Below are 25,423 nucleotides of genomic sequence, written 5' to 3'. Positions count from 1 at the left end.
TATTTGACCGACAGGGGATGACCTGGAAACAAGGGGTTTTCATTGAAATCAAGCTGGTGCGGGTGAAGGGACTTGAACCCCCACGCCTTGCGGCGCCAGAACCTAAATCTGGTGCGTCTACCAATTCCGCCACACCCGCACGCAACCTCCGGGCGTTGGCCCGTCAGGTGTCGCGCTGAATAGCAAAGCTCGCCGCCGAGCGCGAGGGGAAAAGCGCCGCTCTGGACGCGCGAGGGCGCTCCGCGAGGGCGGATCCGCACACAAATTGCCACCCGATCTGCATGGTCCTGCCACATTCCGGCGAAAGTATGCGTCAAGCAGCGCAGCGAGGCCGCCATGAGATCCGAAACCGCCCCGACAGTCGTCGATTCCCGCCCTGCGACCGAAGTCGCCGCCGGCACAGGTGCCGAGGCGGGTCTGCTGGCCGGAACGCAGGTCCTCACCCAGGCCGGCGAAACTCCGGTAGAGCGGATCCGGCCCGGTCAGCGGATCATCACCCGCGATGCGGGGCTGGTGTCAGTCATGCACTGTCGGCACCACGTCCGGCAATGTCACGCGGTCCGGATCGCGGCGGGATCGCTGGGCGATCTGCGGCCCGAGCACGATCTGATCCTGCCCGCGGGTCAGCCGGTCCTGATCCGCGACTGGCGCGCACGGGCGATGTTCGGCCGCGACCGCGCGCTGGTGCCGGCCGGTGCGCTGGTCGATGGCGAATATGTCCTGGATCTGGGCCTGCGCGAGATCGCCGTGGCAGAGCTGCGGTTCGACGCCCCGCACGTGATCTATGCCGGCGGGCTGGAACTGTCCGTGCCCGGCCGCGCGGCTCAGCCCGTCGCGGCCTGAACGCCGAGGTCGCGAAAGACCCCCGGCAATTGCTCGGGCAGGTCCTCGGCGATCAGGCCCGGCCCGAACCGCAAGGCGGATTGCACGTGCAGCCAGGCGCCGGTCTCGGCCGCCCGGAACGGATCGAACCCACGCGCCAACAGCCCGGTTACAAGACCCGCCAGCACGTCTCCCGACCCCGCCGTGGCCAGCCAAGGGGCGGCTCGATCATACTGGGCCGAATGGATGCTGCACCGCCCGTCCGGCGCCGCGATCACCGTGTCCGGCCCCTTTAACAGAACGACACATCCCGCCCGCGCGGCCGCCGCGGTTGTGGCATCGACCTTGGAATAGGCCGGGCCCCTTGGTGCCGGCCGGCGCAACCTTTCGGCGATGTCCGGAAACAGCCGCGCGAACTCGCCACCATGCGGGGTCAGGACGCAGCCGCCGTGGAGCAGCGCGAACAGATCCTCGGGCGCCTCCGCATGGGTGGTCAGCGCATCCGCATCCAGAACCACCGCCCGCGCCGGACCTGACCCCGGGTCGCCGACCAGAGGTCCCGGCTCTTCGGCCGGGACGCGCAGCGCGGTCGGCACCAGCTCCCGCGCCCGCTCCAGGCCCAGGCCAGGCCCCAGGCAGATCGCGTTGACCCGTGCGTCCTGCAGCGCCGCGTCCAACCCGTCCGGCCCGTCCACCCGCCGCAGCATCAGCGCCGAAATCTGGCTCGCCACCTCCATCTGTGCCGCGGGCGGCACCCCCAGCGTCACCAGACCGGCCCCGACCCGAAGCGCCGCGCGCGCCGCCAGCCGCGCCGCGCCGGTCTTTCCCGCGCCGCCGGTCAGGACCAACGCATGTCCCTGGCTGTACTTGTGCCCCGCCGCTGTCTTGCCCAGCCGCAAGACCTCCGGCGCGGCGATCCGGACCAGCGGGCCCTCCGCCTGCGCGTCCCATTTCGGATCCAGACCGATCGGGCATACTACGACCCGACCGCACCGTTCCGGCCCCTCGTCCAGGTAGTGACCGCGCTTGGCGCGATGGAAACTCACCGTCAGGTCCGCCGTGACCAACTCTCCCAGCGCCCGCCCGCTGTCGGCACAAAGGCCCGAGGGGATGTCGATCGCCACGACCCGGCCGCCCGCGCGCACCTTCAGATCCGCCAGCGACCGAACCACCTGCGCCAGCCCCCCTTCGACGGGACGGACCAGGCCGGTGCCGAACAGGCCATCCACGATCAGGTCCGGCGCCGGGATCTCCGCCAGCGCGTCGGGCGCCGACAGATCGCCGATCGGTCCGATCTCTGCCCAACGGTCGCAATTCGCCCTGGCATCGGGCGGCAGGCGCTGCGGATTGCCGAACAGGAACAGCGCGACCCGCCAGCCGCGTCGCGCCAGCAGCCGCGCCACCACGAACCCGTCGCCGCCATTGTTGCCGGGCCCGCACAGGACCAGCACCCGCGGCGCATCCGCTTCCTCTTGCTGGAAATATCCCGGGGGTGTGGGGGCTGGCCCCCGCCCGCGATCCAGCCCGGGCCAGGCCGCCAGCACCGCCTCGACGACGCCCGACCCGGCCTGCTCCATCAGCTGCAGCCCGCTGACCTCGCCCGACGCGATCGCCGCGCCTTCGATGGCCCGCATCTGGGCCGCGCTCAGCACCTCCGTCATGACCCCTCGCATCCCCTTCGATTCACTTCCGCCCGTTTTTTGTGCAACCCGCCCAATTCCTCACCGGCCGCCCGATTTCGCGGCGCGGTGCCGGGCGCTGCGCCGCAATCGGATTGTCGCGCCCCATTCGGTCATGTTTTGACGACCGCGACAAGGCAGCGAGGAGTGCCCGCCATGAAGAAGATCGAAGCGATCATAAAACCCTTCAAGCTCGATGAGGTCAAAGAGGCCTTGCAGGATGTCGGCGTCCAGGGGCTGAGCGTGATCGAGGTCAAGGGCTTCGGCCGCCAGAAGGGCCATACCGAGCTCTACCGCGGCGCCGAATACGTGGTGGATTTCCTGCCCAAGGTGAAGATCGAGGTGGTGCTGGACGACGATCAGGTCGACGCCGCCATCGAGGCCATCGTGGACGCCGCCAAGACCGACAAGATCGGCGACGGCAAGATCTTCGTCTCCACTGTCGAACAGGCCATCCGCATCCGGACCGGCGAGACCGGCCCGGATGCGCTGTAACCCCGAAATTCCGAATTAAGTCGAAAAGGACCGACAAAAATGAGCAAGGACGCAGTTCTTGAGTTGATCAAGGAAGAAGACGCGGAATATGTCGACATCCGCTTCACCGACCCGCGCGGCAAGCTGCAGCACGTGACCATCGTGGCCGATCTGGTCGACGAGGACTTCCTGGAAGAGGGCTTCATGTTCGACGGCTCCTCGATCGCCGGGTGGAAGTCGATCGAGGCCTCGGACATGAAGCTGATGCCCGACACCGACAGCGCCTATGTCGATCCGTTCTATGCCGAAAAGACCATCTGCCTGCATTGCTCGGTGGTCGAGCCCGATACCGGCGAATCCTACGAGCGCGATCCCCGCGGCACCGCCGAAAAAGCCGAGGCCTATCTCAAGTCCTCGGGCATCGGCGACAGCGCGTTCTTCGGCCCCGAGGCCGAGTTCTTCCTGTTCGACGACGTGCGCTACTCCAACTCGATCAACAAGGTCTCCTACGAGGTCGACGCCACCGACGCCTCGTGGAACACCGACACCGAGTACGAGATGGGCAACATGGGCCATCGCCCGGGCGTCAAGGGCGGGTATTTTCCGGTGAACCCGACCGACGAAAGCCAGGACCTGCGCTCGGAGATGCTCAGCACCATGAAGCGGCTCGGCATGAAGGTGGACAAGCACCACCACGAGGTCGCCAGCTGCCAGCACGAGCTGGGGCTGATCTTCGACAGCCTGACCAAACAGGCCGACGAGCTGCAGAAATACAAATACGTGATCCACAACGTGGCCCACGCCTATGGCAAGTCGGCCACCTTCATGCCCAAGCCCATCGCCGGCGACAATGGCACCGGCATGCATGTGAACATGTCGATCTGGAAGGACGGCAAGCCGCTCTTTGCGGGCGACAAATATGCCGATCTCAGCGACGAGGCGCTCTATTTCATCGGCGGCATCCTCAAGCACGCCAAGACGCTGAACGCCTTCACCAACCCGTCGACCAACAGCTACAAGCGGCTGATCCCGGGCTTCGAGGCGCCGGTGCTGCGCGCCTATTCGGCCCGCAACCGCTCGGGCTGCGTGCGCATCCCGTGGACCGAAAGCCCCAAGGCCAAGCGGGTCGAGGCGCGGTTCCCCGATCCCTCGGCCAACCCCTACCTGGCCTTCGCGGCGCTGCTGATGGCCGGGCTCGACGGGATCAAGAACAAGATCGACCCCGGCGAGGCGATGGACAAGAACCTCTACGACCTGCCGGCCGAAGAGCTCGAGGGCATCCCCACCGTCTGCGGATCCCTGCGCGAGGCGCTGGACGCGCTGGCCGCCGATCACGACTTCCTGCTGCAGGGCGACGTGTTCACCAAGGACCAGATCGCCGGCTACATCGCGCTCAAGATGGAAGAAGTCGAGCTTTACGAGCACACCCCGCACCCGGTGGAATACGGCCTGTATTACAGCTGCTAGGCGGGTCACCGCATCACATGGCTTCGGGGCGTCCCTTGCGGGGCGCCCCTTTCGTTTAGCACCGGTGCCGCGGGGCGCGCACGCATTTCCCCTTGTGACTTCACCCCGCGTCAATAAGCTGGTCGCGAACGATCCAGCTCGGGGGTATCGATGCGCAAGACCCTTCTCGCCCTGGCCGCGACGCTTCTGGCCTGCGGGGCTTCCGCCCAGACGCTTGATCGGATCAAGCAGACAGGCGCGGTCAATTTCGGCATCCGCCCCGATGCCGCGCCACTGTCCTTCGTCGGGGCCGATGGCCAGCCCGACGGCTATACCCCGGCGATCTGCGACCGGATCGCCCAGGCCCTGGCAGATGTGCTCGAGATCGAGGAGCTGACCGCGAATTTCATCTCGGTCAGCGCCGATGAGCGTTTCGACAAGGTGGCGTCCGGGGAACTGGACCTGCTGTGCGGCGCCGCCACCATCACCCTGCCCCGGCGCGAGATCGTGGATTTCTCGGTGCCCGTCTATGTCGATGGCGCATCGCTGGTGGTACCCAGGGACGCCGGCGAGAACCTCTCGGACCTGGCCGGCAAGAGAGTCGGGTTCCGCTCCGGCACTACGACCGAGGAAGCCGTGCGCAATTCCTTCGAGAATGCGGGCATCGAGGCCGAGCTGATCCCCTTCCAGGCCCACCCGGCCGGGTTCCAGGCGATGATCGATGGCGCGCTGGACGCCTATTTCGCGGACCAGTCGATCCTGCTGGTCAATTTCGTCTCGGCGCAGATGTCCGAGGAGTTCAAGATGTCCGACCAGATCCTGACGGTCGAGAAACAGGGCCTGGCGATGGCGCGCGGCGATACCGAGTTCCGCCTGTTCGTCGACACCGTCCTGTCCGAGCTCTATGCCGATGGCACCATGCGCGAGATCTTCCGCGAGGCGCTGCCCGGCATCCGCCCGGGTCCGGCGCTCGAGGCGATGTATCTCATCGCGCCCACCCTGCGCTGATCCCACCCGACCTGCCCCTGTTCCGGAGAGTTCCGATGCGATTGACCGGCCTGATTGCCTCCCTGACCCTCACCATCGGCCTGAGCGCCGGCGCCGCAGCTGCGGCCCCCTGCGGCAATACCGGCGCCGGGTTCGAGACCTGGAAACGTGACTTCGCCGCCGAGGCGCAGCGCGCCGGGGTCGGCCGGGCCGGGCTTCAGGCGCTGGCGCAGGCACGCTATGCCAGCCGCACCATTGCCGCCGACCGCAACCAGAAGAGCTTTCGCTACAGCCTGCAGAAATTCATGCAGATCCGGGGTGCCGACACGATCGTGGCGCAAGGACGCAGCCGCAAGGCCCGCAATCCGCAATACTATGCCGCGCTAGAACGGCAGTTCGGTGTTCCCGCCGGCATCCTTTTGGCCATTCACGGCATGGAGACGGGGTTCGGCGGGTTCATGGGCGACAGCCAGTTGGTCTCGGCCATCGTGACGCTGGCCTATGATTGCCGCCGCTCGGATTTCTTCGTCCCGCACGCCATCGGCGCGCTGAAGCTGGTCGACCGCGGCACGATCACCTCGGCCACACTGGGCGCCAAGCATGGCGAGCTGGGTCACACGCAGTTCCTGCCCGGAAATGCCCTGACCTACGGCGTGGACGCAACCGGAGATGGCCGGGTCGATTTCTACAACATCACCGACGCCCTGGCCTCGACCGGCAATTTCTTGCGCAAGAAGGGGTGGCGCCCCGGGGCCGGATATCAGCCCGGAGAACCCAATTTCAGCGTTATAAAACAGTGGAATGCGGCCACCGTCTACCAGCAGGCCATCGCCATCATGGCCGCCCGCATCGACGGGTGACGCCGCAGGATCGGCACCTCATTGCCCGATTCCCGCCGCAATTCACGCAAACAACTATAAAATGCACCGGTTTCCGTTCCGTGGCCAATCTTTGCCCGCCGGCTGGACTGCCCCCGGAATTAACCGTTTCGGCCCCAATCTCACCGTGATCGGCCCTTAGGCTGATCGCCGGGATACAGGCAAAGGAGAAGAACTGTGACACAAGGAGGCAGTTATCACGGCGGCTTGGTCTTCCAGGGCAACGAGGACGGCGCCCTGGACCGTTTCTGCCGGATCGTCTCGGCCACGCTGGAGGATTACGGCCACCCGGTCGACCGCCAGTCGATCACCGACGACCGCGAGGCCCGCATCGTCACCAGCCAGTATCATGCCCGGATCACCGTGGACACCCAGACCCCGGCACAGGATCGTGTCGTGGCGCTGGACGAGGCCGCGGGGCTGAACCGTCACCGCCGGCCGAAACCGCCCAGCGGCCAGAGCCGGGCGGTCATCACCCTGACCGCGGTGGCCGAGGAACTGGACAATCGTGACGTGTCCGAACTGCTTCTGGTGGTGATGCTCTACCGCATGGTCGACATCTACTCCGCCGAGGCGATCGAATGGCTGGAGCCCGATGTCCAGTTGACCATCGAACAGTTCCTGGGTGCCTTCTCCAACGTGACCCCGCGCAAGGTGCGCGGCTGCAAGCAGATCCTCTATGCCAACGGCGAACGCTTCGCCCCGATCGAGGAAACCGAGCCCGCGCTCGACACCCGCTACGAGCGGATCATGGGCAGCGCGCCCTATGGCGGCCAGACCGGGCTTGTCATGCTGAGCGACGAAGAGGCGCTGGCGCTGGCCTTCCGGTCCGAGCCGCACCCCGCCGAGATCGACGCCTCGACGGTGCAGCCGACCGAACGCGACCTGCTGCGCCTGAGCAGCTGGGGCATGACCGGATGCCTGGCATTTCTGTCGGCGCCGGTGGCGATCGCGATGGCCGCGGTCAACCTGATCCGGGGCGAGGATTTCCGCCTCAACACCCAGGTGCTCTCGTTCACCAGCGCAATTGTGGTTCTGCACAGCACCGGCGCCGTGGCAGGCGTGATGCAAGCAATCCCGCTCTGAGCCGGGATTTCGGCCGGGGCACGGCCCGCCGCCCTGCCACTGCGGCAGGGCGGTTTTTCATTGCCGCTCGGCCAGCGAGGCCCGCGCCAGGACATAGGTGTGGATCGAGAAGACCACCGCGTTGCTGCGCGGCAGACGCAGGATGCACTGACGTTCGCTACGTAGATATCCGGCGCGCTCGGGGTCAACCCGGTCCCGCCTCTGCGCCGCGCTGCGCGGCTGATGCAGCTCGGGGTCGTCATACCACAGCGCGTTGAACCGCCAGAGCGGCCGCCCGGACCGTACCCCGTCGAACAACCGCTGCACCCGCCGGGCGATCCCGGCGTCATAGCTGTCCACCGGCTCGTGGATGCCGGTCAGCGGGCGCAGGAATTTCTCTTCCAGCGTCCAACTGGCCGGAAAACACAGCACCGCGCCGGTCAGCACATGCTCGTCACCGCGCTTCTGCAGGATGCAGATATCCTCCTGCACCAGCCGTCCCAGCGTGCCCAGCGGGTCGGCGCGGTCCACAGCCACTCGCACACCGTCGGGCCGCACAACCCCCGCCCCGGCACCCGGATAGGCCTGCTCCAGGGCCAGGTCCAGAACCTCCTGCGCCGGGTCCGCAGCCTCGGGGTCCAGCGCCAGGACCTCGGCCCGGCGATCTGCTAGAAGGACATCGCGGCGCGCCAATTGCCCGGCAAAGGCCTCGTCCCGATGCAGCCAGTCGCCCGGATCCAGCGGCGCAATCCCCGGCAGCGGGCGGGGCGTGAACGGGTCATAGGGCAGCGTGGTCTGCAGGATCTCGGCCATTCCCCTCGCATAGCACCCACCCGCCCGCATGTCGGCCCGAAAACGACATGGCCCGGGGTCGCATTCACATTCGACGCCACACAGCGCCCGGGCCAGTCTGAGCGGATCATCCCGAGGGGCCCGCCATGAACCGCCATTTTCGCGACACCCGCAAGATCGACCCGACCCGGGGCGCCACCCTGGGCGACGGCAGCCCCAATGACGGCGACCGGATCGAGATCGGCCCGACCCGGCGGGCCTTCGACGAATGGGCCGCCGCCGGGCTGGACCTGCCCAATCTCGAGCGGATGCGGACCTATCGCTGGGACAGGCTGACCCGGCACATCGTGGCGCGGGACTATGGCGGGCTTCTCATGTTCGACCCGTTGAACATCCGCTATGCCACCGACTCCACCAACATGCAGCTGTGGAACACCCACAATCCGTTTCGCGCGGTGCTGGTCTGTGCCGATGGCCACATGGTGATCTGGGACTACAAGAACGCGCCCTTCCTCTCGACCTTCAATCCGCTGGTCCGCGAGCAACGCTCGGGTGCATCGCTGTTCTATTTCTCCACCGGCGACAAGGGGATGCAGGCGGCATCGGACTTCGCGGCCGAGGTGCAGGACCTGATCCGCGCGCATGGCGGCGGCAACCGGCGGCTGGCCGTCGACAAGATCATGGTGCACGGGCTGCGCGCGCTCGAGGCGCAGGGCTTCGAGATCATGGAGGGCGAGGAGCTGACCGAGAAGGCCCGCGCGGTCAAGGGCCCCGACGAGATCCTGGCCATGCGTTGCGCCAACCATGCCTGCGAGACGGCGGTGCGTGCGATGGAGGATTTCGCCCGCGCCAATGTCGGCGACGGACGCACCACCGAGAACGACATCTGGGCCGTGCTGCATGCCGAGAACGTGCGCCGCGGCGGCGAATGGATCGAGACGCGGCTTCTGTCCAGCGGCCCGCGCACCAACCCGTGGTTCCAGGAATGCGGGCCAAGGATCACCCGGGCCAACGAGATCATCGCCTTCGACACCGACCTGATCGGCGCCTACGGCATCTGCATCGACATCAGCCGCACCTGGTGGGTCGGCGACCGGCCTCCGCGTCCCGACATGGTCTATGCCATGCGCCATGCCCATGAGCACATCATGACCAACATGCAGATGCTGCGGCCCGGCGTCACGATCCCCGAGCTGACGGCCAACACGCACCGGCTGGACGAGAAATTCCAGGCCCAGAAATACGGCTGCCTGATGCACGGGGTCGGCCTGTGCGACGAGTGGCCCCTGGTGGCCTATCCCGACAAGGCGGTACCCGGCGCCTTCGACTATGCGCTGGAGCCGGGCATGGTGCTGTGCGTCGAGGCCGCCGTGGGCGAGGTCGGCGGCGATTTCTCGATCAAGCTGGAGGATCAGGTGCTGATCACCGAGGACGGTTTCGAGAACCTCTCCACCTACCCGTTCGACGAAAGGCTTATGGGGTTGGCGTGACGCGCGCGGCCTACCTGCCCCAATGCGAACGCCGCACGTTGCCGTGCCAGTCCTCGACCGGCGCGATCGCGGCGGGTTGGGCATCGTATCCATCCGATTGCGGCATGGCCGACCAGCCCTGCCCGACGGCGAAACCGGCCAAGGCGGCCAGAAGGACGGCCAACATCGGCATGGAGCCCGGACTGCGGGATGTTTGTGTCTGCGAGGTCATGGGCGTCTCTCCTGTTCGCTCACGTGGTTGCAGCTCTCCACATGGGCGTTTCCGATAAATGATTAAATCGAATGTTTGTGCGCCATAACATCAGGAATCGTGATGAAAATTCTGCCGGTTGCACCTGGGCACGATCCCGGCGACGCTGCGGCGACGGCGCTGGACGGACGGGGTGAGATGACCTCCACGGATGATGACATGCCGGGCGATGCCCCCTGCTTCGCTCATGATCTGGTCAACGGTTTTCCCGTCGACCCCGCCACCTGGCGCGACGTGAACCGGTTCCGCAAGGCCGAGCGCGCCCGGCTTCTGGACTTGCGCCGTGCCCAGGATCAGGACGCGCGCGCCCGGCAGGCCGAAACCATCGCCGAAGCGCTGGACCGGATCGTTTCGCCGAAACCGGGGCTGGTGATCGCCGCCTATTGGCCGATCCGCGCGGAGCTGGATCTGCGGGGCTGGATGGCGTCGGCCCAGTCCGCCGGCGCCCGGATCGCCCTGCCGGTTGTCGTGACGCGCGACGCCCCGGTCCGCTTCCGCGAATGGACCCCGCGCTGCGCGATGGAACGCGGGGTGTGGAACATCCCGATCCCGTCCGGCGGCGACTGGCTGACCCCGGATGTCGTGATCGCGCCGGTGCTGGGGGTCGATTCCCAGGGTTACCGGCTGGGCAATGGCGGCGGCTATTACGACCGGACCCTGGCGGTGCAGGATCCCAAGCCGCTGACCATCGGCATCGGACAGGAATTTGCGGCAATGCCCACGATCTATCCGATGCCCTGGGATATCCCGATGGATCACGTCGTGCTGGGCGATGGCACCACATGGCCCATCGACTGAGTCACTCGCGCGACAGCCAAACCCGCCCCAACACACCGTAATGGTCCGAGCCCAGCCGCGGCAACCGCTCGGCCGCGCCGCCGCGCGGGGCCAGAACGTGGTCGATGAGCAACGGGACGTCGCGGTCATGAATCGTAAAGGTCGGCGACACCGGACGCGTCCGACGCGCCCCACCGGCCGCGGCGATGGCCCGCACGGAATAGCCCCAGGGCACCATGTTGAAATCGCCGCCGATCACCACTGGCCCTTCCAGCCCGGCGATTACCTGCAACAGCCTGTCGCGCTGCGGCCCCTGCCCATGCGGCCAGGGCCAGTGCAAATGCAGCGACACCGCCCAGACCGGCCCTTGCGGCATGTCCAGCTGCAGCGCCGCCAGTCCCTGCCCTTCTTCGCAGTGACGGGCGCGCACCGGGTGGCGCGACAGCACCGCAACCCCGGCCCAGCTGGTGAAGGGGCAGAACACGCGGTGCGGATAGGCCGCGCGCAGCCGATCCATCAGCGCACGGTTGCGCGACGACACCTCCTGCAACGTCACAACGTCCGGCGCGCGGGCCAGAATGTCGCGGGCCAGCGGCTCGACGTTGCGCAGCCCGAACCACAGGTTCTTCTGATAGACCGTGACCGGACCGGGTTCCGGGCGGGCGGTCTTGGCCCAGACCATCGCGCCCAGGATCACCAGGCAGGCACCGGCCACCGGCCAGCGCAGCCGGCGCGGCCAGTCCGTCCAGATCACCGCCAGCGCCAGCATCGCGGCCATCGGCAGCCGGAACACCGCAAGACTGTCACCGGCCGGATGTAGCGCACCGCCATAACTCGCCGCGACCAGCACCGACAACACGACCGCCGCCGCCTTCAGGATTGCCTGCCCCATCCTCACCTTCCCGTGACGCCCCTGACACAAGGGTTGAGAGCGCCCCACCCCGTGCACAGTATTTGACCCCGGGGACCAAGCCAAGGAGCCGCCATGCCCAGCGAACGCATCACCTTCACCGGCCATGACGGCAACGACCTCGCCGCCCGGCTCGACCTGCCGGACGGTCCGGTTCTGGCCACGGCGCTTTTCGCGCATTGCTTCACCTGTTCCAAGGACATTCCGGCGGCTCGGCGCATTGCCGCGCGCCTGTCGGCGATGGGCATCGCGGTGTTGCGCTTCGACTTCACCGGTCTGGGCCATTCGAAGGGCGAGTTCGCCAACACCTCGTTCACGTCGAATGTCGAGGACCTGGCGGCCGCCGCGCGCTATCTCGATGGGCGCGACATGGCGCCGGAGTTGTTGATCGGCCATTCGCTGGGCGGCGCCGCGGTGCTGCGTGCACGGGCGGAAATCGGGTCGGTCAAGGCCGTCGTCACGCTGGCCGCGCCGTCCGACCCGTCCCATGTCGCGCATCATTTCGAGGCCGCTTTGCCTGAGATCGAGGCGAAAGGCTCGGCCGAGGTGCAGCTGGCAGGACGGCCGTTCCGCATCGGCAAGGGCTTTGTCGAGGATATCCGCGCAGCGAAGCTGACCCCGGCCATCGCCGGGCTGAAGGCCGCCCTGCTGGTGCTGCACGCCCCGCGCGACGAAACCGTCGGCATCGACAATGCCACCGAAATCTTTCTGGCTGCCAAGCACCCCAAGAGCTTCGTCACCCTGGACGAAGCCGATCACCTGATCACCCGGGCCGAGGACGCGGAATACGCCGCCGAAGTGATCGCCGTATGGGTGTCGCACTATGTGCCGCTTACCCCGCCCGCGCCGCCGCCGGGCGCGCCCGAGGGCGTTGTGCGCGTGACCGAGGCCGACCCCGACGGCTTTGCCCAGGACATCCAGTTGGGCCCCGACCACCACGCGGTCGCGGACGAGCCGACCTCCTATGGCGGCACCGACCGCGGGATGTCACCCTATGGCTTCGTCTCGGCCGGACTCGGCGCCTGCACGTCGATGACGCTGCGCATGTATGCCCGGCGCAAGGGCTGGCCTCTCGATGGGGTGAGCGTCGATATCTGCCACGACAATGTGCATGCGCAGGATGCCGACTCGGGCGGCAGCGCGGACAAGGTGGACAGGTTCAAGCGGCGCATCCGCCTGACCGGCGACCTGAGCGCCGACCAGCGCGCGCGCCTGCTCGAGATCGCTGATCGCTGCCCGGTGCACCGCACCCTGGAAAGCACCTCGCAGATTGAGACCGAGCTGGCCGACTAGGCCCGCCACTTGATCCAGCGCAAAGAGAGATCGACTTTTTCGGAGTTACATGTTACAAGAATTTCGGAAAGGGCGATATCATGAAACTATTCAGCAGAATGGACCGCAGTGCCGATCTGGTCAACGGAATGGCCGAGCGTCTGGGTTTCGGCCTGTCCGACCGGATCGCCGCCGCGCCCGATGTCGAAGGGCCGCGCTTTGCCGCGATGGTGCGGCGCTGCTCGGCCTGCAGCGACCAGCCGGGTTGCACCGCGCTTCAGTCCACCAATCCACGGCTGGACCTGGCGCCCGACTACTGCCTGAACCGAGAGATCCTGGCCCGCCGCTGAAGGCAGCGGATCTACCCGGCCCGGCGGAACCGGCTGTGCAGAACGTAGGATTTGCGAGGCCCCTTCACCGTCCAGGTGACACGCCATGACGGCCAGTCCGTAAAATCGTACTCGGCGGCATAGCTGTCAGGCGGGCAGTCATGATGGTTGCTCGTGCGGACCTGGCCCAAAGCAAGGACGTGAAAGGGCCTGCCGTCGTCGAAGCGGATCGCAATCCGGCCGGCCTCCTGCCGCCAGAGATAGCGACGGGTCGCGGTCATCGGCGCCTGCCCGGGCACCTGCAAGGTCAGATGCTCGTCATAGACATGGCCGTCCGCATCGGGCCGAAGGATGGCCGTTCCCCGGCCCTCCAGCACCTGCCCGACTCGAAAATCCTCGATCCGGCGCGCAAGCTGCCAGCGCCCCTCGAAATCCGCGATCTCATCCGGCAGGGTCATGGCGCGCCCGATTTCGGCTGTCGTGATCCGCGGTCAAACCGTCTCATCCCCGCTCTCCGTTCTTGTGAATGACCCGCCGCGCGGCTAAACCCCGCCGCATCCGTCCCTGCCAATCACAAAAAGGTGCCGCTGCCAATGATCCCCCGCTATTCCCGCCCCGAGATGGTCGCCATCTGGTCGCCCGAGACCAAGTTCCGGATCTGGTACGAGATCGAAGCCCATGCCTGCGACGCCATGGCCGATCTCGGCGTGATCCCGAAGGCGAATGCCGAGGCGGTGTGGAAGGCCAAGGACGTGGAATTCGACGTGGCCCGCATCGACGAGATCGAGGCCGTGACCAAGCATGACGTGATCGCCTTCCTGACCCATCTGGCCGAGCATGTGGGCAGCGACGAGGCGCGCTTCGTGCACCAGGGCATGACCTCATCGGACGTTCTGGATACCTGTTTCAACGTGCAGCTGGTGCGCGCCAGCGACATCCTGATCGCGGACATGAAGGCGCTGCTGGCGGCCCTGAAGAAACGCGCGATCGAACACAAGGACACGGTGCGCATCGGCCGCAGCCACGGCATCCATGCCGAGCCCACCACCATGGGCCTGACCTTCGCGCGGTTCTATGCCGAGATGGACCGCAACCTGAACCGGCTGGAAAAGGCGCGCTATGAGATCGCCACCGGCGCGATTTCCGGCGCTGTCGGCACCTTCGCCAATATCGACCCGCGCGTCGAAGAGCATGTGTGCAAGCAGCTCGGGCTGGAGCCCGAGCCGATCAGCACGCAGGTCATCCCGCGCGACCGCCACGCGGCGTTCTTTGCCGCGCTTGGTGTCGTTGCCAGCAGCATCGAGAACATCGCCACCGAGATCCGCCACATGCAGCGCACCGAGGTGCTGGAGGCCGAGGAGTTCTTCTCCAAGGGCCAGAAGGGCAGCTCGGCCATGCCGCACAAGCGCAACCCGGTGCTGACCGAGAACCTGACCGGTCTGGCCCGGCTGGTGCGCGGCATGGTGATCCCGGCGATGGAGAACGTGGCGCTGTGGCACGAGCGCGACATCTCGCACAGCTCGGTCGAGCGCAATATCGGCCCCGACGCCACGATCACGCTGGATTTCGCGCTGTCCCGCCTGACCGGTGTGGTCGAGAAGCTGGTGATCTATCCCGAGACCATGCTGGAAAATCTGCACAAATTCCGCGGCCTTGTGATGAGCCAACGGGTCTTGCTGGCCCTGACGCAGGCCGGTGTCAGCCGCGAGGATGCCTATCGCCTCGTGCAGCACAACGCCATGAAGGTTTGGGAGCAAGGTGCTGATTTCAAGACGGAATTGCTGGCCGACCCGGAAGTGACGGCGGCACTCGGCACCGAGGAGATCGAGGAGAAGTTCGACCTCGGCTACCATACCAAGCAAGTGGACACGATCTTTTCCCGCGTTTTCAAGGACTAGCGGCCCTCTATTGAACCTCAAGACCCGGCGCCGGCCGGCCCGCGCCCGCCGGTTCCGCGGTGCCGGGCCCGCCGTGCTTTGCCGATTGCCGCGTCCACGCTACACTGCGCCCTACGCAAGCAGAGGAGTCCGACGATGAAGTTCAAGACAATCGCCTGCGCCCTGGCCCTGAGCCTGTCGCCCGCACTGGCCTTTGCCGGCTGTGTCGGTCACGAGAAACAGTCGCAATCCTGCGCGCCCGGAAGCGTGTGGGATGCCGTCAGCCAAAGCTGCGTGGAATCGGCCAGCAGCTGACGGGTTCGCCCCGACCCTGCGTCGCGAAGCACCGGGCGGGCGTCCGGGCCATTGGGCGTGTCGCATGCGACCGAGCGCGATCACGCGCAGATCAGTCATTGTGTGAACTGTTTCATGGACCTGCGCCGAGCATGGCCTAGAGTAGCCCCAACGTCACACGTGCCACGACCCGGGAGAGTTTTCATGATCAAGTACCTTGCCTTTGTTGCCGCCGTCGCACTGACCCCGTCCGCGGCGCTTGCAGCAGGCGGTGATTCCAACCCGCCGAAGCCCACAGGCACCACCAAGAAATGCCTGTTCGGCCGGGTTTGGGACGCGAATGCGGGGCGCTGCGTCAAGCCCGACAAGACCAACTTCTCCGAGGAGCAACTGTACCAGGCCGCGCGGGAGCTGGCCTATGACGGCCAGTTCAAGGCGGCGCAGGACGTGCTGCGCGCGATGCCCGACCAGGCCGATGACCGGGTGCTGACCTATTGGGGCTTCACCTATCGCAAGATGGGCCAGGTGGCGCTGGCCAACGCCTTCTATGAGCGCGCGATCGCGGTGAACCCGGACAACCTGCTGGCCCGCAGCTACATGGGCCAGGGTTTCGTCGAGGAAGGCGAGATCGACCTGGCCGTCGCGCAATGGCGCGAGATCAAGGCCCGCGGCGGCGAAGGTGGCTGGCCCGAGACCTCGCTGCGGCAGGCGATCCGGACCGGGCTGACCTACAGCTACTGAGCTTCAGGCTTTCTTTACCCGCCGCCCGCTAGGCTGCCCCGTGTCAGGAAAACGGAATCGGGGCGGGGCGCATGCGAAACGACAGGGCATTGGTGACGCCGGGCATTGGCGTCGGGGATGGGACGCCCGGGGCGGAGGAACCGGTACGCCCGGTGCCCCGCCGGCTGAGCGGGCGCGAGAAGGCGGCGGTGATCGTGCGGCTGCTCTTGACCGAAGGGGCGGATCTGCCGCTCGAGGATCTGCCGGACCCGCTGCAGGAAAAACTGACCCATCAGATGGGCCGCATGGGCCTTGTCGACCGCGTGACCCTGGGCGCGGTGGTCACCGAGTTCGCCGAGGCGCTGGATGCGGTCGGCCTGTCCTTTCCGCACGGTCTGGTGGGCGCCCTGATGGCGATGGACGGCAAGATCGCGCCCGACACCGCCGCGCGCCTGCGACGCGAGGCCGGGGTGCGCCAGATCGGCGATCCCTGGACCCGCCTGCGCGAGCTGCCGGCGGCGAAACTGGCCGAGATGACGCTCGCTGAAAGCACCGAGGTGGCGGCGGTGCTGCTGTCCAAGCTGGACACGCCGCGGGCGGCCGAGATCCTGGGCCTGATCCCCGGCCCGGATGCGCGCCGGATCACCTATGCGATCTCGCAGACCACGCAGGTGACGCCGCTGGCGGTGGACCGGATCGGCTGGTCGCTGGTGGCGCAGCTCGACCGACAACCGCCCCGGGCCTTTACGGACGAGCCCGAGAAAAGGGTCGGCGACATCCTCAACCACTCCACCACCGCCACGCGTGAGGAGGTGCTGTCGGCGCTCGATGCCGAGGATGCGGGGTTTGCCACGGGCGTGCGACGGGCCTTGTTCACCTTCCCCGACATTCCGGCCCGCCTGCCACCGCGCGACGTGCCCGCCGCGATGCGCGCGGTCGACCAGGCCCAGCTGATCACCGCCCTGGCGGGTGCAACGGCCGAGGAGGAAGCGGCGGCGGCAACGTTCCTGCTGGACAATATGCCCAGCCGCCTGGCCGACGGTCTGCGCGACGAAATCGCGGAACGCGGAACGCCAAGGCGTGGCGAGGCCGAGGCCGCGATGACGGCCGTTGTCACCGCCATCCGCGTGCAGGTGGCAGAGGGTACGATTACGCTGGTTGCCCCCGAGGAGGAGGAGGAGAAGGGCTGAACCCCGGTCGGCCTTGCGGATGGACAGTGCGAACGCGCTTGCGTATCAGGCGGTCATGATCCCCGCATCTGCCCTGCCCCTACCGACCGGCCGGCCCCGTCGCGGCCCTGTCCCGGCACGCCCCCTGCACCGGACGCAGCGCCTGCGGCCGCTTGCATGAGCCTCTCGGCCCCCACCGCCGCGGTGACGCAGCGGGCCATCCTGCTGATGATCCTCGCGACCCTGTGCTTTTCACTGATGGACGCTTCGGTCAAGGCGCTGGCGCCGAAGGTGGGCGTGCTCCCGGCGCTCTGGGTGCGCTATGCCGGCCAGATGGCGCTGGTGATCATCCTGGTCCTGCCACGCCTGACCCGGGTGGCGCGGACGCGGTACCCGGTGCGGCAGTTCCTGCGCTCCCTGCTGCTTTTGGGCGCGACCGGGTTCTTCTTCCTGGCGCTGACCCGGATCCCGCTGACCGACGCCGCCGCGCTGATGGCCCTGAACCCGGTGCTGATCACCCTGGGCGCGGCGCTCTTCCTGGGCGAGGCGCTGGGCCCGCGCCGATTGACCGGGATCGCGCTGGCGCTGGTCGGCGCGCTGATCGTGATCCGCCCCGGCGCCGGCACCTTCCAGCCTGCCGCCATCCTGCCGCTGGGCGCGGCCCTGTGCTACTCGGGCTACGCGCTGCTGACCCGCCGGCTGGGCGCGGACGAGGATCCCTGGACCTCGCTCTTCTACACCGGGCTGGTGGGCACCGTCCTGCTGAGCCTGGTGGCGCCCGCGCATTGGCAGGATCCCGGGCCGCAGGGCTGGATGCTGATCGCCTCGGTGGCCGGCTTCGGCACCGCCGCGCAGATGCTGCTGATCCGGGCCTTCACCATCGGCGAGGCGGCGATGCTGGCGCCCTATGCCTATCTCGGCCTCGGGTTCGCCGCGGTCTGGAGCGCGGTGTTCTTCGCCGAATGGCCCGATCTCTGGACCGTCTGCGGCGCGCTTGTGATCGCCGGGGCGGGGCTATATGTCTGGCATCGCGAAACGCAAATTCGGTGAGCCAGCCCCATGCCCGCGGAAAAGTCCGAACTCAGCGCCCCGCGGCGCGGCCTGTATTTCCTCACCAACCTGTTCATGCAGACCGTGCTGGGCGCGATCAAGCTGCTGCCCTATGGCCCGCGGGTGCGCTTTACCGGCGCGCTTGCCAGCGCGGTGGCGCCGGTCGTTGGCTTCGACAAGCGGGTGCGCGCGAACCTGGCACTGACATGCCCGGAGCTGCCCCGCGACGAGGTGCGACGCCTGTGCCGCGCGGTCGCGAACAATGCCGGCCGCGCGATGATGGAGCATCTCTCGGCCCCCGAATTCGTGCGGCACGTGGCCGACAGCCCGATCCACGGCCCCGGCCTGGCCGCGTTCAAGGCCGCCCGGGCCGAGAACCGGCCCACCATGCTGATCACCGGGCATTTCGGAAATTACGCCGCTGCGCGCGTGGCGCTGCAGGCCCGCGGGCACGAGGTCGGCGGGCTCTACCGCCGCATGGCCAACCCCTATTTCAACGACCGCTATGTCGAGCGGTTCCACCAGATGGGCGAACCGATGTTCGAACAGGGCCGGCGCGGCATGATGGAGATGGTGCGCCACCTCAGGGGCGGCGGCATCATCGCCATTGTCTCGGACCTGCATGCGCTCGACGGCAAGCGGCTGGCCTTCTTCGGCAAACCCGCCGCCAGCTCGGTCCTGAACGCGGAACTGGCGCTGAAATACGATGCGGTGATGATCCCCATCTACGGCGTGCGGCAGCCCGACGGGCTGAGCTTCGACATCGAGATGCACGCGCCGATCCCGCACAGCGACCCCGAGACGATGACCCAGGCGCTCAACGACGACCTCGAAGCGATGGTGCGCCGCCATATGGGACAGTGGTTCTGGATCCACCGGCGCTGGAAGCTGATCGAGACCGGCTAGGGCGCGGTCACCCGCGCGGCGGCAAGGATGGGTCCGGCCGTGCCCTGCTGCACCAGAATTGCGGCCGGCAAGTCGCCGGGCAGCGGCGCGCTCCAGTTCGCTTCGCCCTGCCCGTCCCATTCGCCGATCCGGTCCCAGCTCTCGACCACGTTGGCATAGTCGAGGTTTTGCCCCGCCAGTTCGCCCCGGGTGATAGTGACGCTGCGCCGCGGCGCATAGCGCACCAGTTGAACCACGAACGGACCCGACAGCTGAGCGCCCGCGGCCGGCCGGGCCGTTGCCGTCACCCGCCCCCCGGCAACGCGGGTGGTGAGAATGGCCCGGACCGCTTTGTCGTGGTGGGCCTCGATCCGCTCGGCCAGCTGCATGGCCCGCGCGCCGGCAATGGCGTCCAGCCCGTTGACGATCATCTGAGGGGTATAGATCATGGTGCGCCCGCCCACCCGGGCATAGGCCTTCTGCCGGGCGGTGTGCTCGGGCCGGGCGAATTGATCCTTCCAGCCGATATAGTCCCAGTAGTCCACGTGCAGGGACAGCGCGATCACGTCCCGTCGCCCGGCCAGCTCGTGCAGGATCTTGTCCGCGGGCGGACAGGACGAGCATCCCTGCGAGGTATAGAGCTCGACCACCACCGGATGGTCGTCGGCCAGCGCCGCCGTGGCAAGCATGAGGCCGAGGCAGGCGATCGGAACGGACAGGAATTTCATTGATCGGGTGCCTTCCTGATTGCGAACCCGCCCGACCCTAGCCAGCCCGTTCCGGCTTGGCCAATCAAGGTTTGTTGAAAGCTGCGGAGCCGCGCGGACCCGGATTTGTGTGCAATAGTATACAAAAACGCCGCACCTGCCCTGATCACGCTTGAACAGAGGCCCCGCGTGATGCAGTAAGCCTGCAGCAACCCCAACCCACCCATCTGTCAGGGAGGCCAGACATGCCCATCAAAGTCGGACAGGATACCGCCAGGACGCGCCGCAGCCTGAGCGTGAACGGAAAATCCATCGCGTACTATTCGATCCCCGCCGCCACCGAGGCCGGTCTGGGCGACTTCTCCAAGCTGCCCGCCGCCCTGAAGGTGGTGCTGGAGAACATGCTGCGCTTCGAGGATGACGGGTTCTCGGTGTCGGTCGACGACATCAAGGCCTTCTCGGAATGGGCCGAAAAGGGGGGCAGGAACCCGCGCGAGATCGCCTATCGCCCGGCCCGCGTGCTGATGCAGGATTTCACCGGCGTGCCCGCGGTGGTCGACCTGGCGGCGATGCGCGACGGCATCAAGGCACTGGGCGGCGACGCGCAGAAGATCAACCCGCTGAACCCGGTGGATCTGGTCATCGACCACTCGGTGATGATCGACGAATTCGGCAACCCCCGCGCGTTCCAGATGAACGTGGATCGTGAATACGAGCGCAACATGGAACGCTACCAATTCCTGAAATGGGGCCAGGGCGCGTTCAACAACTTCCGCGTGGTGCCGCCGGGCACCGGCATCTGCCACCAGGTGAACCTGGAATACCTGGCCCAGACCATCTGGTCCGACGAGGATCAGAACGGCGAGACCGTGGCCTATCCCGACACGCTGGTGGGCACCGACAGCCACACCACCATGGTCAACGGCGCCGCCGTGCTGGGCTGGGGCGTCGGCGGGATCGAGGCCGAGGCGGCGATGCTGGGTCAGCCGATCTCGATGCTGATCCCCGAGGTCGTGGGCTTTGAACTGACCGGCAAGATGATCGAAGGCGCCACCGGCACCGACCTGGTGCTGAAGGTGGTCGAGATGCTGCGCGCCAAGGGTGTCGTGGGCAAGTTCGTGGAATTCTACGGCGACGGTCTGGACACTCTGCCGCTGGCCGACCGTGCGACCATCGCCAACATGGCCCCCGAATACGGCGCCACCTGCGGCTTCTTCCCGATCGACGCCGAGACGATCCGCTATCTGCGCAACACCGGCCGCGACGAGGACCGTCTGGCGCTGGTCGAGGCCTATGCCAAGGAAAACGGCCTGTGGCGCGACGAGACGTATGCGCCGATCTACACCGACACGCTCAGCCTGGACATGGGCACCATCGTGCCGGCGATCTCGGGGCCGAAGCGGCCGCAGGACTACACCCCGCTGGACCAGGCCGCGCGCGCCTTCATGGGTGTGGTCAGCGACTATCGCGGCATCGACATCGACAACGGCGCCGCCGACATGGCCGCAGAAGGCCCGACCCCGGTTCTGGAGCGCGATCCGCGCAAGTCGGTCAAGGTCAAGGGCGAGGATTACGAGATCCGCGACGGCTCGGTGGTGATCGCCTCGATCACCTCCTGCACCAACACCTCGAACCCCTACGTGATGATCGGTGCCGGCCTGGTGGCGCGCAAGGCGCGCGAGAAGGGCCTGAACCGCAAGCCCTGGGTCAAGACCTCGCTCGCGCCGGGATCCCAGGTCGTATCGCACTACCTCGAGGCCGCCGGGCTGCAGGAGGATCTGGACGCGATCGGCTTCAACCTGGTGGGCTATGGCTGCACCACCTGCATCGGCAATTCCGGCCCGATCCAGAAGGAGTTGAGCGAGGCCATCGCCGAGGCAGACCTTGTGGCCGCCAGCGTTCTCAGCGGCAACCGCAACTTCGAGGGCCGGATCAGCCCCGACGTGCGCGCCAACTACCTGGCCAGTCCGCCGCTGGTGGTGGCCTATGCGCTGGCCGGCGACATGAATGTCGACCTGGTCAACGACCCGCTGGGCCAGGACCAGGACGGCAACGACGTTTTCATGAAGGACATCTGGCCGACCCAGAAGGAAATCGCCGACCTCGTCGAACAGACCGTCACCCGCGAGGCGTTCCAGTCGAAATATGCCGACGTGTTCAAGGGCGACGAGAAATGGCAGTCGGTCGAGACCACGGATGCCGAGACCTATGACTGGCCGCCGACCTCGACCTATATCCAGAACCCGCCCTATTTCAAGGACATGGACCCCGAGCCGGGCACCATCTCGAATATCGAGGGCGCCAAGGTGCTGCTGATCCTGGGCGACATGGTGACGACCGACCACATCTCGCCTGCGGGCTCGTTCGCGTCGAAATCGCCGGCCGGCCAGTACCTGCTGGACCGCCAGGTGCAACCGCGCGAATTCAACTCCTATGGCTCGCGTCGCGGCAACCACGAGATCATGATGCGCGGCACCTTCGCCAATATCCGCATCCGCAACGAGATGCTGGAGGGGGTCGAGGGCGGCTATACCAAGGGCCCCGACGGCGAACAGGCCAGTGTCTACGACGCCTCGATGGCCTATCAGGAACAGGGCACGCCGCTGGTTGTGTTCGGGGGCGAGCAATACGGCGCCGGCTCGTCCCGCGACTGGGCGGCCAAGGGCACCGCGCTGCTGGGTGTCAAGGCGGTGATCGCCGAAAGCTTCGAGCGCATCCACCGCTCGAACCTGGTCGGCATGGGCGTGATCCCGTTCGAGTTCACCGGCGGCGACACCCGCAAGTCGCTGAACCTGACCGGCGACGAGACCGTCTCGATCAGCGGCCTCGACACGATCAAGCCGCTGCAGGAGGTGCCCTGCACCATCACCTATGGCGACGGCACCGAGAAGACGATCCAGCTGAAATGCCGGATCGATACCGCGCCCGAGATCGAGTATATCGAGCATGGCGGCGTGCTGCACTACGTGCTGCGCAACCTGGCCAAGGCGTCTTGATCTGAGCCGAACCTGAAGCACGGCCCCGGAGCATCCGCGCCGGGGCCATTTCATTGATGCCGGCAAGGGGGTCGCTTGGATATCCGCGCCATCGCAATGGGCCTGGCCTTCGCGCTGATGTGGTCCTCGGCGTTCAGTTCGGCGCGGATCATCGTGGCCGATGCCTCGCCGCTCTTTTCGCTTGCCCTGCGGTTTCTGATCTCCGGCCTTCTGGGCGTGCTGATCGCACGCCGGATGGGCCAGAGCTGGCGCCTGACGCGGGCGCAATGGCGCGCGACGATCCTGTTCGGGATCTGCCAGAACGCACTCTATCTGGGTCTGAATTTCTATGCCATGCAGACGGTGCAGGCCTCGGTCGCGGCCATCATCGCCTCGACCATGCCACTTCTGGTGGCCCTGGCCAGCTGGGCGCTGCTGGGCGAGCGGCTGCGCCCGCTGGGCGTGCTGGGCCTGCTTGCCGGTCTCGTGGGCGTGTCCCTGATCATGGGCGCGCGGATCAGCGCGGGCGTCGATCTTTTCGGCATCCTGCTTTGCGGGCTGGGCGCGCTGGCGCTGACCTTCGCCACGCTGGCGGTGCGCGGAGCCACATCGGGCGGCAATTTCATGATGGTGGTGGGGCTGCAGATGCTGGTCGGCTCGGCGGTTCTGTTTCTGGCCGCGCCGGTTTTCGAGACCATACGGGTCAGCCCCAGCTGGCCCTTGGCCGCGGCCTTCACCTATACCACGCTGATCCCCGGCCTCGCCGCGACCTATATCTGGTTCCGGCTGCTCGACCGCATCGGCGCGGTGCGCGCGGCGACGTTCCACTTCCTCAACCCGGCCTTCGGGGTCGCCATCGCGGCGGTGTTGCTGGGAGAGCGGCTGGGGCTGCTCGACCTGATCGGCGTGCTGGTCACCACGGCAGGGATCCTTGCGGTGCAACTGGCGCGGCGGCCGGGTGCTGTGGCCAAGGTCGCGGCTCCGGAGTGAGCTTCGCAGGACGGACGCGCGCGGCCTAGCGGTCCCTTAGGGCTTCGCGCGATACGCTCTTCCCGACGCGGCCAAAACGGACCGCGCCAGCCATGGGGCTCCTGTCAGCCTCCGGCCGCCTTTTTCAGCGCCGGACGGATGGTGTTTTCGATCACCCGGTCCGTCACCGGGCCGGCAAAGCGCAGGACAATGGTGCCTTCGCCGTCGATCACATAGGTCTCGGGCACGCCGTAGACGCCCCAGTCAAGCCCCATGCGCCCAGTCTCGTCGCGGCCCACACCGGCATAGGGATCGCCGAGCTCGTCCAGAAACGCGCGCGCCTTGGGCAGCGCGTCCTTGTAGTTCACGCCGTAGATCGGGATGCCCTCTTTGGCCAGCGCGTCCAGATTGGGATGTTCCACCCGGCAGGGCGCGCACCAGCTGGCCCAGTAGTTGACCAGCTTCACCTGCCCGTCGCGCAGCGTGTCATCGTCGAAACCCGCCTTGCCGGGAAACTCGGTCGTCACCACCGGCGGCGCTGTCTGCCCTTCGCGCGCCGAGGGCAGCGCGTCGGGGTCCTCGCGGAACATGCCGACCGCGGCCAGCAGAACGAAGGCGCCGAAGATCAGCGGTGGCGCCAGCATCAGGGGCGAGACCCTAGCCATTGCGCGTCAGCCTCTGTTCCAGCCGTTCCAGCTCGGCCCGGACACGGCGCCCGCGCCACAGGCTGACCAGCACCAGCACGGCCAGCAGCACCAGCGAGGCGGCATAGGCCGACAACACCGTGTCGGCGTATTTTCCAAGGTCCGGCATCATGATCCAACCCTTTCCCGCGCCAGCAGCGCCTTGATGCGCCGCGCGCGTATCTCGGTGCCGGTGCGGTAGAACACCAGCGCGATGAACAACAGCACGAAGCCCGCGATGCACACCAGCAACGGGAAGAAGAACACGTCGGCCACGTTCTCCTCCTTGTCCAGGCTCAGCGACGCCCCCTGGTGCAAGCCCTGGTTCCAGAAGTTCACCGCATAGCGGCTGAGCAGGGCAAAGACCGAACCGACCAGGCACAACACGCTGGTCAGGTCGGCGGCGGTGTCGGGGTTCTCGATCGCCTCCCACAGCGCCACATAGCCCAAATAGAACAGGAACAGGATCAGGAACGAGGTCAGGCGCGGATCCCAGGCCCACCAGGTGCCCCACATCGGCTGGCCCCAGATCGCCCCCGTGGCCAGCGCGATCAGCGTCATCACGATGCCCACCGGGGCGGCAGCGCGGGCGGCCAGGGCGCTGACATGGTGGCGGCGCACCAGCCAGACCAGCGACGTGACCAGCATCATCAGCCATGCATTGATCGCCATCAGCGCAGCGGGCACGTGCAGGTAGATGATCTTGACCGTCGAACCCTGCTTGTAGTCATCCGGCGTGAAGAAGAAGCCCCAGACCAGCCCGACCACAAGGCTGATTGCAGCGGATGCCCAGAAGAACGGCAGCACCCGTTCGGTGGTGGCCAGGAACTTCTTGGGGTTGGCGTAGGCCCAAAGGGCGTTGGCTTTGGCGGCGATGCTCATGGGCAGTATCTAGTCCGAGTCGGCCCCGGCCTCAATTGACT

27 protein-coding genes and 1 tRNA gene are annotated in these 25,423 nt (G+C 67.0%); 18 read left to right on the top strand and 10 right to left on the bottom strand.

Translation table 11 applies throughout. The features are described from left to right. Positions 1-54: 54 nt before the first annotated feature. Positions 55-139, bottom strand: a tRNA-Leu gene (locus BMX57_RS05440). A gap of 197 nt (positions 140-336) precedes the next feature. On the opposite strand from BMX57_RS05440, the gene BMX57_RS05435 reads away from it, so the two are divergent. Further along, complete coding sequence (locus tag BMX57_RS05435; protein ID WP_092363325.1) at positions 337-843, top strand: Hint domain-containing protein; 507 nt, start codon at positions 337-339, stop codon at positions 841-843. Here the strand turns inward: BMX57_RS05435 and BMX57_RS05430 are convergent. Beyond that, positions 825-2,483 (bottom strand): NAD(P)H-hydrate dehydratase, encoded by a 1,659-nt coding sequence (locus tag BMX57_RS05430; protein ID WP_092363321.1) that lies wholly within the window; start codon positions 2,481-2,483, stop codon positions 825-827. The genes BMX57_RS05435 and BMX57_RS05430 overlap by 19 nt on opposite strands. A gap of 174 nt (positions 2,484-2,657) precedes the next feature. On the opposite strand from BMX57_RS05430, the gene BMX57_RS05425 reads away from it, so the two are divergent. The 5 genes from BMX57_RS05425 (at position 2,658) to BMX57_RS05405 (ending at position 7,372) form a co-directional block, all read left to right on the top strand. Next, positions 2,658-2,996, top strand: coding sequence for a P-II family nitrogen regulator (locus tag BMX57_RS05425; RefSeq protein WP_092363318.1), 339 nt, complete (start codon positions 2,658-2,660; stop codon positions 2,994-2,996). Between the two features lie 39 nt (positions 2,997-3,035). Next, on the top strand, positions 3,036-4,442 hold the full coding sequence (gene glnA, locus BMX57_RS05420; protein WP_092363315.1) for a type I glutamate--ammonia ligase: 1,407 nt from the start codon (positions 3,036-3,038) through the stop codon (positions 4,440-4,442). 150 nt (positions 4,443-4,592) lie between these two features. Beyond that, complete coding sequence (locus BMX57_RS05415; RefSeq protein ID WP_092363312.1) at positions 4,593-5,429, top strand: amino acid ABC transporter substrate-binding protein; 837 nt, start codon at positions 4,593-4,595, stop codon at positions 5,427-5,429. Between the two features lie 35 nt (positions 5,430-5,464). Beyond that, on the top strand, positions 5,465-6,268 hold the full coding sequence (locus BMX57_RS05410) for a lytic murein transglycosylase (RefSeq protein WP_092363309.1): 804 nt from the start codon (positions 5,465-5,467) through the stop codon (positions 6,266-6,268). A 195-nt stretch (positions 6,269-6,463) separates the two neighbouring features. Beyond that, positions 6,464-7,372, top strand: coding sequence for a hypothetical protein (locus BMX57_RS05405; RefSeq protein WP_143057884.1), 909 nt, complete (start codon positions 6,464-6,466; stop codon positions 7,370-7,372). A gap of 57 nt (positions 7,373-7,429) precedes the next feature. On the opposite strand, the gene BMX57_RS05400 is transcribed toward BMX57_RS05405, so the two are convergent. Continuing rightward, positions 7,430-8,164, bottom strand: a complete 735-nt coding sequence (locus tag BMX57_RS05400; RefSeq protein ID WP_092363302.1) for a heme-dependent oxidative N-demethylase family protein — start codon at positions 8,162-8,164, stop codon at positions 7,430-7,432. A gap of 125 nt (positions 8,165-8,289) precedes the next feature. On the opposite strand from BMX57_RS05400, the gene dddP reads away from it, so the two are divergent. Further along, positions 8,290-9,633 (top strand): dimethylsulfonioproprionate lyase DddP, encoded by a 1,344-nt coding sequence (dddP, locus tag BMX57_RS05395; protein ID WP_092363299.1) that lies wholly within the window; start codon positions 8,290-8,292, stop codon positions 9,631-9,633. 10 nt (positions 9,634-9,643) lie between these two features. Here the strand turns inward: dddP and BMX57_RS05390 are convergent, their stop codons facing one another. After that, complete coding sequence (locus BMX57_RS05390) at positions 9,644-9,805, bottom strand: hypothetical protein (RefSeq protein ID WP_244892194.1); 162 nt, start codon at positions 9,803-9,805, stop codon at positions 9,644-9,646. Between the two features lie 141 nt (positions 9,806-9,946). Here BMX57_RS05390 and BMX57_RS05385 point away from each other — a divergent pair, with 141 nt between their 5' ends. After that, a complete protein-coding gene (locus BMX57_RS05385; RefSeq protein WP_229724202.1) occupies positions 9,947-10,681 on the top strand; it encodes a 5-formyltetrahydrofolate cyclo-ligase in 735 nt (244 codons plus the stop codon). A gap of 1 nt (position 10,682) precedes the next feature. On the opposite strand, the gene BMX57_RS05380 is transcribed toward BMX57_RS05385, so the two are convergent. Beyond that, positions 10,683-11,552 (bottom strand): endonuclease/exonuclease/phosphatase family protein, encoded by an 870-nt coding sequence (locus BMX57_RS05380; RefSeq protein WP_177175393.1) that lies wholly within the window; start codon positions 11,550-11,552, stop codon positions 10,683-10,685. 93 nt (positions 11,553-11,645) lie between these two features. On the opposite strand from BMX57_RS05380, the gene BMX57_RS05375 reads away from it, so the two are divergent. Both BMX57_RS05375 and BMX57_RS05370 read left to right on the top strand, forming a co-directional pair. Continuing rightward, positions 11,646-12,863 (top strand): bifunctional alpha/beta hydrolase/OsmC family protein, encoded by a 1,218-nt coding sequence (locus tag BMX57_RS05375; protein WP_092363292.1) that lies wholly within the window; start codon positions 11,646-11,648, stop codon positions 12,861-12,863. Between the two features lie 80 nt (positions 12,864-12,943). Further along, the gene (locus tag BMX57_RS05370) at positions 12,944-13,192 is read left to right on the top strand and encodes a DUF6455 family protein (RefSeq protein WP_092363289.1); all 249 of its coding nucleotides are present in this window, start codon (positions 12,944-12,946) and stop codon (positions 13,190-13,192) included. Between the two features lie 11 nt (positions 13,193-13,203). Here the strand turns inward: BMX57_RS05370 and BMX57_RS05365 are convergent, their stop codons facing one another. Further along, positions 13,204-13,629 (bottom strand): DUF6314 family protein, encoded by a 426-nt coding sequence (locus BMX57_RS05365; RefSeq protein ID WP_092363287.1) that lies wholly within the window; start codon positions 13,627-13,629, stop codon positions 13,204-13,206. A 135-nt stretch (positions 13,630-13,764) separates the two neighbouring features. On the opposite strand from BMX57_RS05365, the gene purB reads away from it, so the two are divergent. The 6 genes from purB to BMX57_RS05340 all read left to right on the top strand — a co-directional run bounded on the left by purB (position 13,765) and on the right by BMX57_RS05340 (position 19,187). Continuing rightward, positions 13,765-15,069 (top strand): adenylosuccinate lyase, encoded by a 1,305-nt coding sequence (gene purB, locus BMX57_RS05360; protein WP_092363285.1) that lies wholly within the window; start codon positions 13,765-13,767, stop codon positions 15,067-15,069. A gap of 135 nt (positions 15,070-15,204) precedes the next feature. Continuing rightward, positions 15,205-15,363: a chitin-binding domain-containing protein gene (locus tag BMX57_RS20610; protein WP_177175392.1), complete on the top strand. Its 159-nt coding sequence runs from the start codon at positions 15,205-15,207 to the stop codon at positions 15,361-15,363. Between the two features lie 183 nt (positions 15,364-15,546). Next, positions 15,547-16,083 carry a tetratricopeptide repeat protein gene (locus BMX57_RS05355; RefSeq protein WP_373283095.1) on the top strand — a complete coding sequence of 179 codons (537 nt, stop codon included), beginning with the start codon at positions 15,547-15,549 and terminating at the stop codon, positions 16,081-16,083. A 71-nt stretch (positions 16,084-16,154) separates the two neighbouring features. Further along, a complete protein-coding gene (locus BMX57_RS05350; protein ID WP_092363283.1) occupies positions 16,155-17,252 on the top strand; it encodes a FliG C-terminal domain-containing protein in 1,098 nt (365 codons plus the stop codon). Positions 17,253-17,408: 156 nt separating this feature from the next. Further along, the gene (locus BMX57_RS05345) at positions 17,409-18,281 is read left to right on the top strand and encodes a DMT family transporter (RefSeq protein ID WP_092363281.1); all 873 of its coding nucleotides are present in this window, start codon (positions 17,409-17,411) and stop codon (positions 18,279-18,281) included. A gap of 9 nt (positions 18,282-18,290) precedes the next feature. After that, positions 18,291-19,187, top strand: a complete 897-nt coding sequence (locus BMX57_RS05340; RefSeq protein ID WP_092363279.1) for a lysophospholipid acyltransferase family protein — start codon at positions 18,291-18,293, stop codon at positions 19,185-19,187. Here the strand turns inward: BMX57_RS05340 and BMX57_RS05335 are convergent. Continuing rightward, positions 19,184-19,894, bottom strand: coding sequence for a DUF1223 domain-containing protein (locus BMX57_RS05335; RefSeq protein WP_092363277.1), 711 nt, complete (start codon positions 19,892-19,894; stop codon positions 19,184-19,186). The genes BMX57_RS05340 and BMX57_RS05335 overlap by 4 nt on opposite strands. 224 nt (positions 19,895-20,118) lie before the next feature. Between BMX57_RS05335 and acnA the strand changes: the two genes are divergently transcribed. Both acnA and BMX57_RS05325 read left to right on the top strand, forming a co-directional pair. Further along, on the top strand, positions 20,119-22,869 hold the full coding sequence (gene acnA / locus BMX57_RS05330) for an aconitate hydratase AcnA (protein ID WP_092363275.1): 2,751 nt from the start codon (positions 20,119-20,121) through the stop codon (positions 22,867-22,869). 75 nt (positions 22,870-22,944) lie between these two features. Then, positions 22,945-23,838 (top strand): DMT family transporter, encoded by an 894-nt coding sequence (locus BMX57_RS05325; protein ID WP_092363273.1) that lies wholly within the window; start codon positions 22,945-22,947, stop codon positions 23,836-23,838. A 104-nt stretch (positions 23,839-23,942) separates the two neighbouring features. Here the strand turns inward: BMX57_RS05325 and BMX57_RS05320 are convergent, their stop codons facing one another. Genes BMX57_RS05320 through BMX57_RS05310 form a run of 3 tightly spaced genes read right to left on the bottom strand, consistent with a single transcriptional unit; the run spans position 23,943 to position 25,382 of the window. Further along, positions 23,943-24,482 carry a DsbE family thiol:disulfide interchange protein gene (locus BMX57_RS05320; RefSeq protein WP_092363271.1) on the bottom strand — a complete coding sequence of 180 codons (540 nt, stop codon included), beginning with the start codon at positions 24,480-24,482 and terminating at the stop codon, positions 23,943-23,945. After that, on the bottom strand, positions 24,475-24,633 hold the full coding sequence (gene ccmD / locus BMX57_RS05315; RefSeq protein WP_177175391.1) for a heme exporter protein CcmD: 159 nt from the start codon (positions 24,631-24,633) through the stop codon (positions 24,475-24,477). The genes BMX57_RS05320 and ccmD overlap by 8 nt, the downstream gene beginning before the upstream one ends. Then, positions 24,630-25,382 carry a heme ABC transporter permease gene (locus BMX57_RS05310; RefSeq protein ID WP_092363269.1) on the bottom strand — a complete coding sequence of 251 codons (753 nt, stop codon included), beginning with the start codon at positions 25,380-25,382 and terminating at the stop codon, positions 24,630-24,632. Before BMX57_RS05310 ends, ccmD begins: the two co-directional genes overlap by 4 nt. Between the last annotated feature and the right edge of the window lie 41 nt (positions 25,383-25,423).

Origin of the sequence: Cribrihabitans marinus, from assembly GCF_900109035.1 — a bacterium.
GTDB lineage: Bacteria > Pseudomonadota > Alphaproteobacteria > Rhodobacterales > Rhodobacteraceae > Cribrihabitans > Cribrihabitans marinus.
The sequence above is the reverse complement of the archived record's forward strand: the minus strand, read 5'-3'. Positions and strand labels throughout refer to the sequence as shown.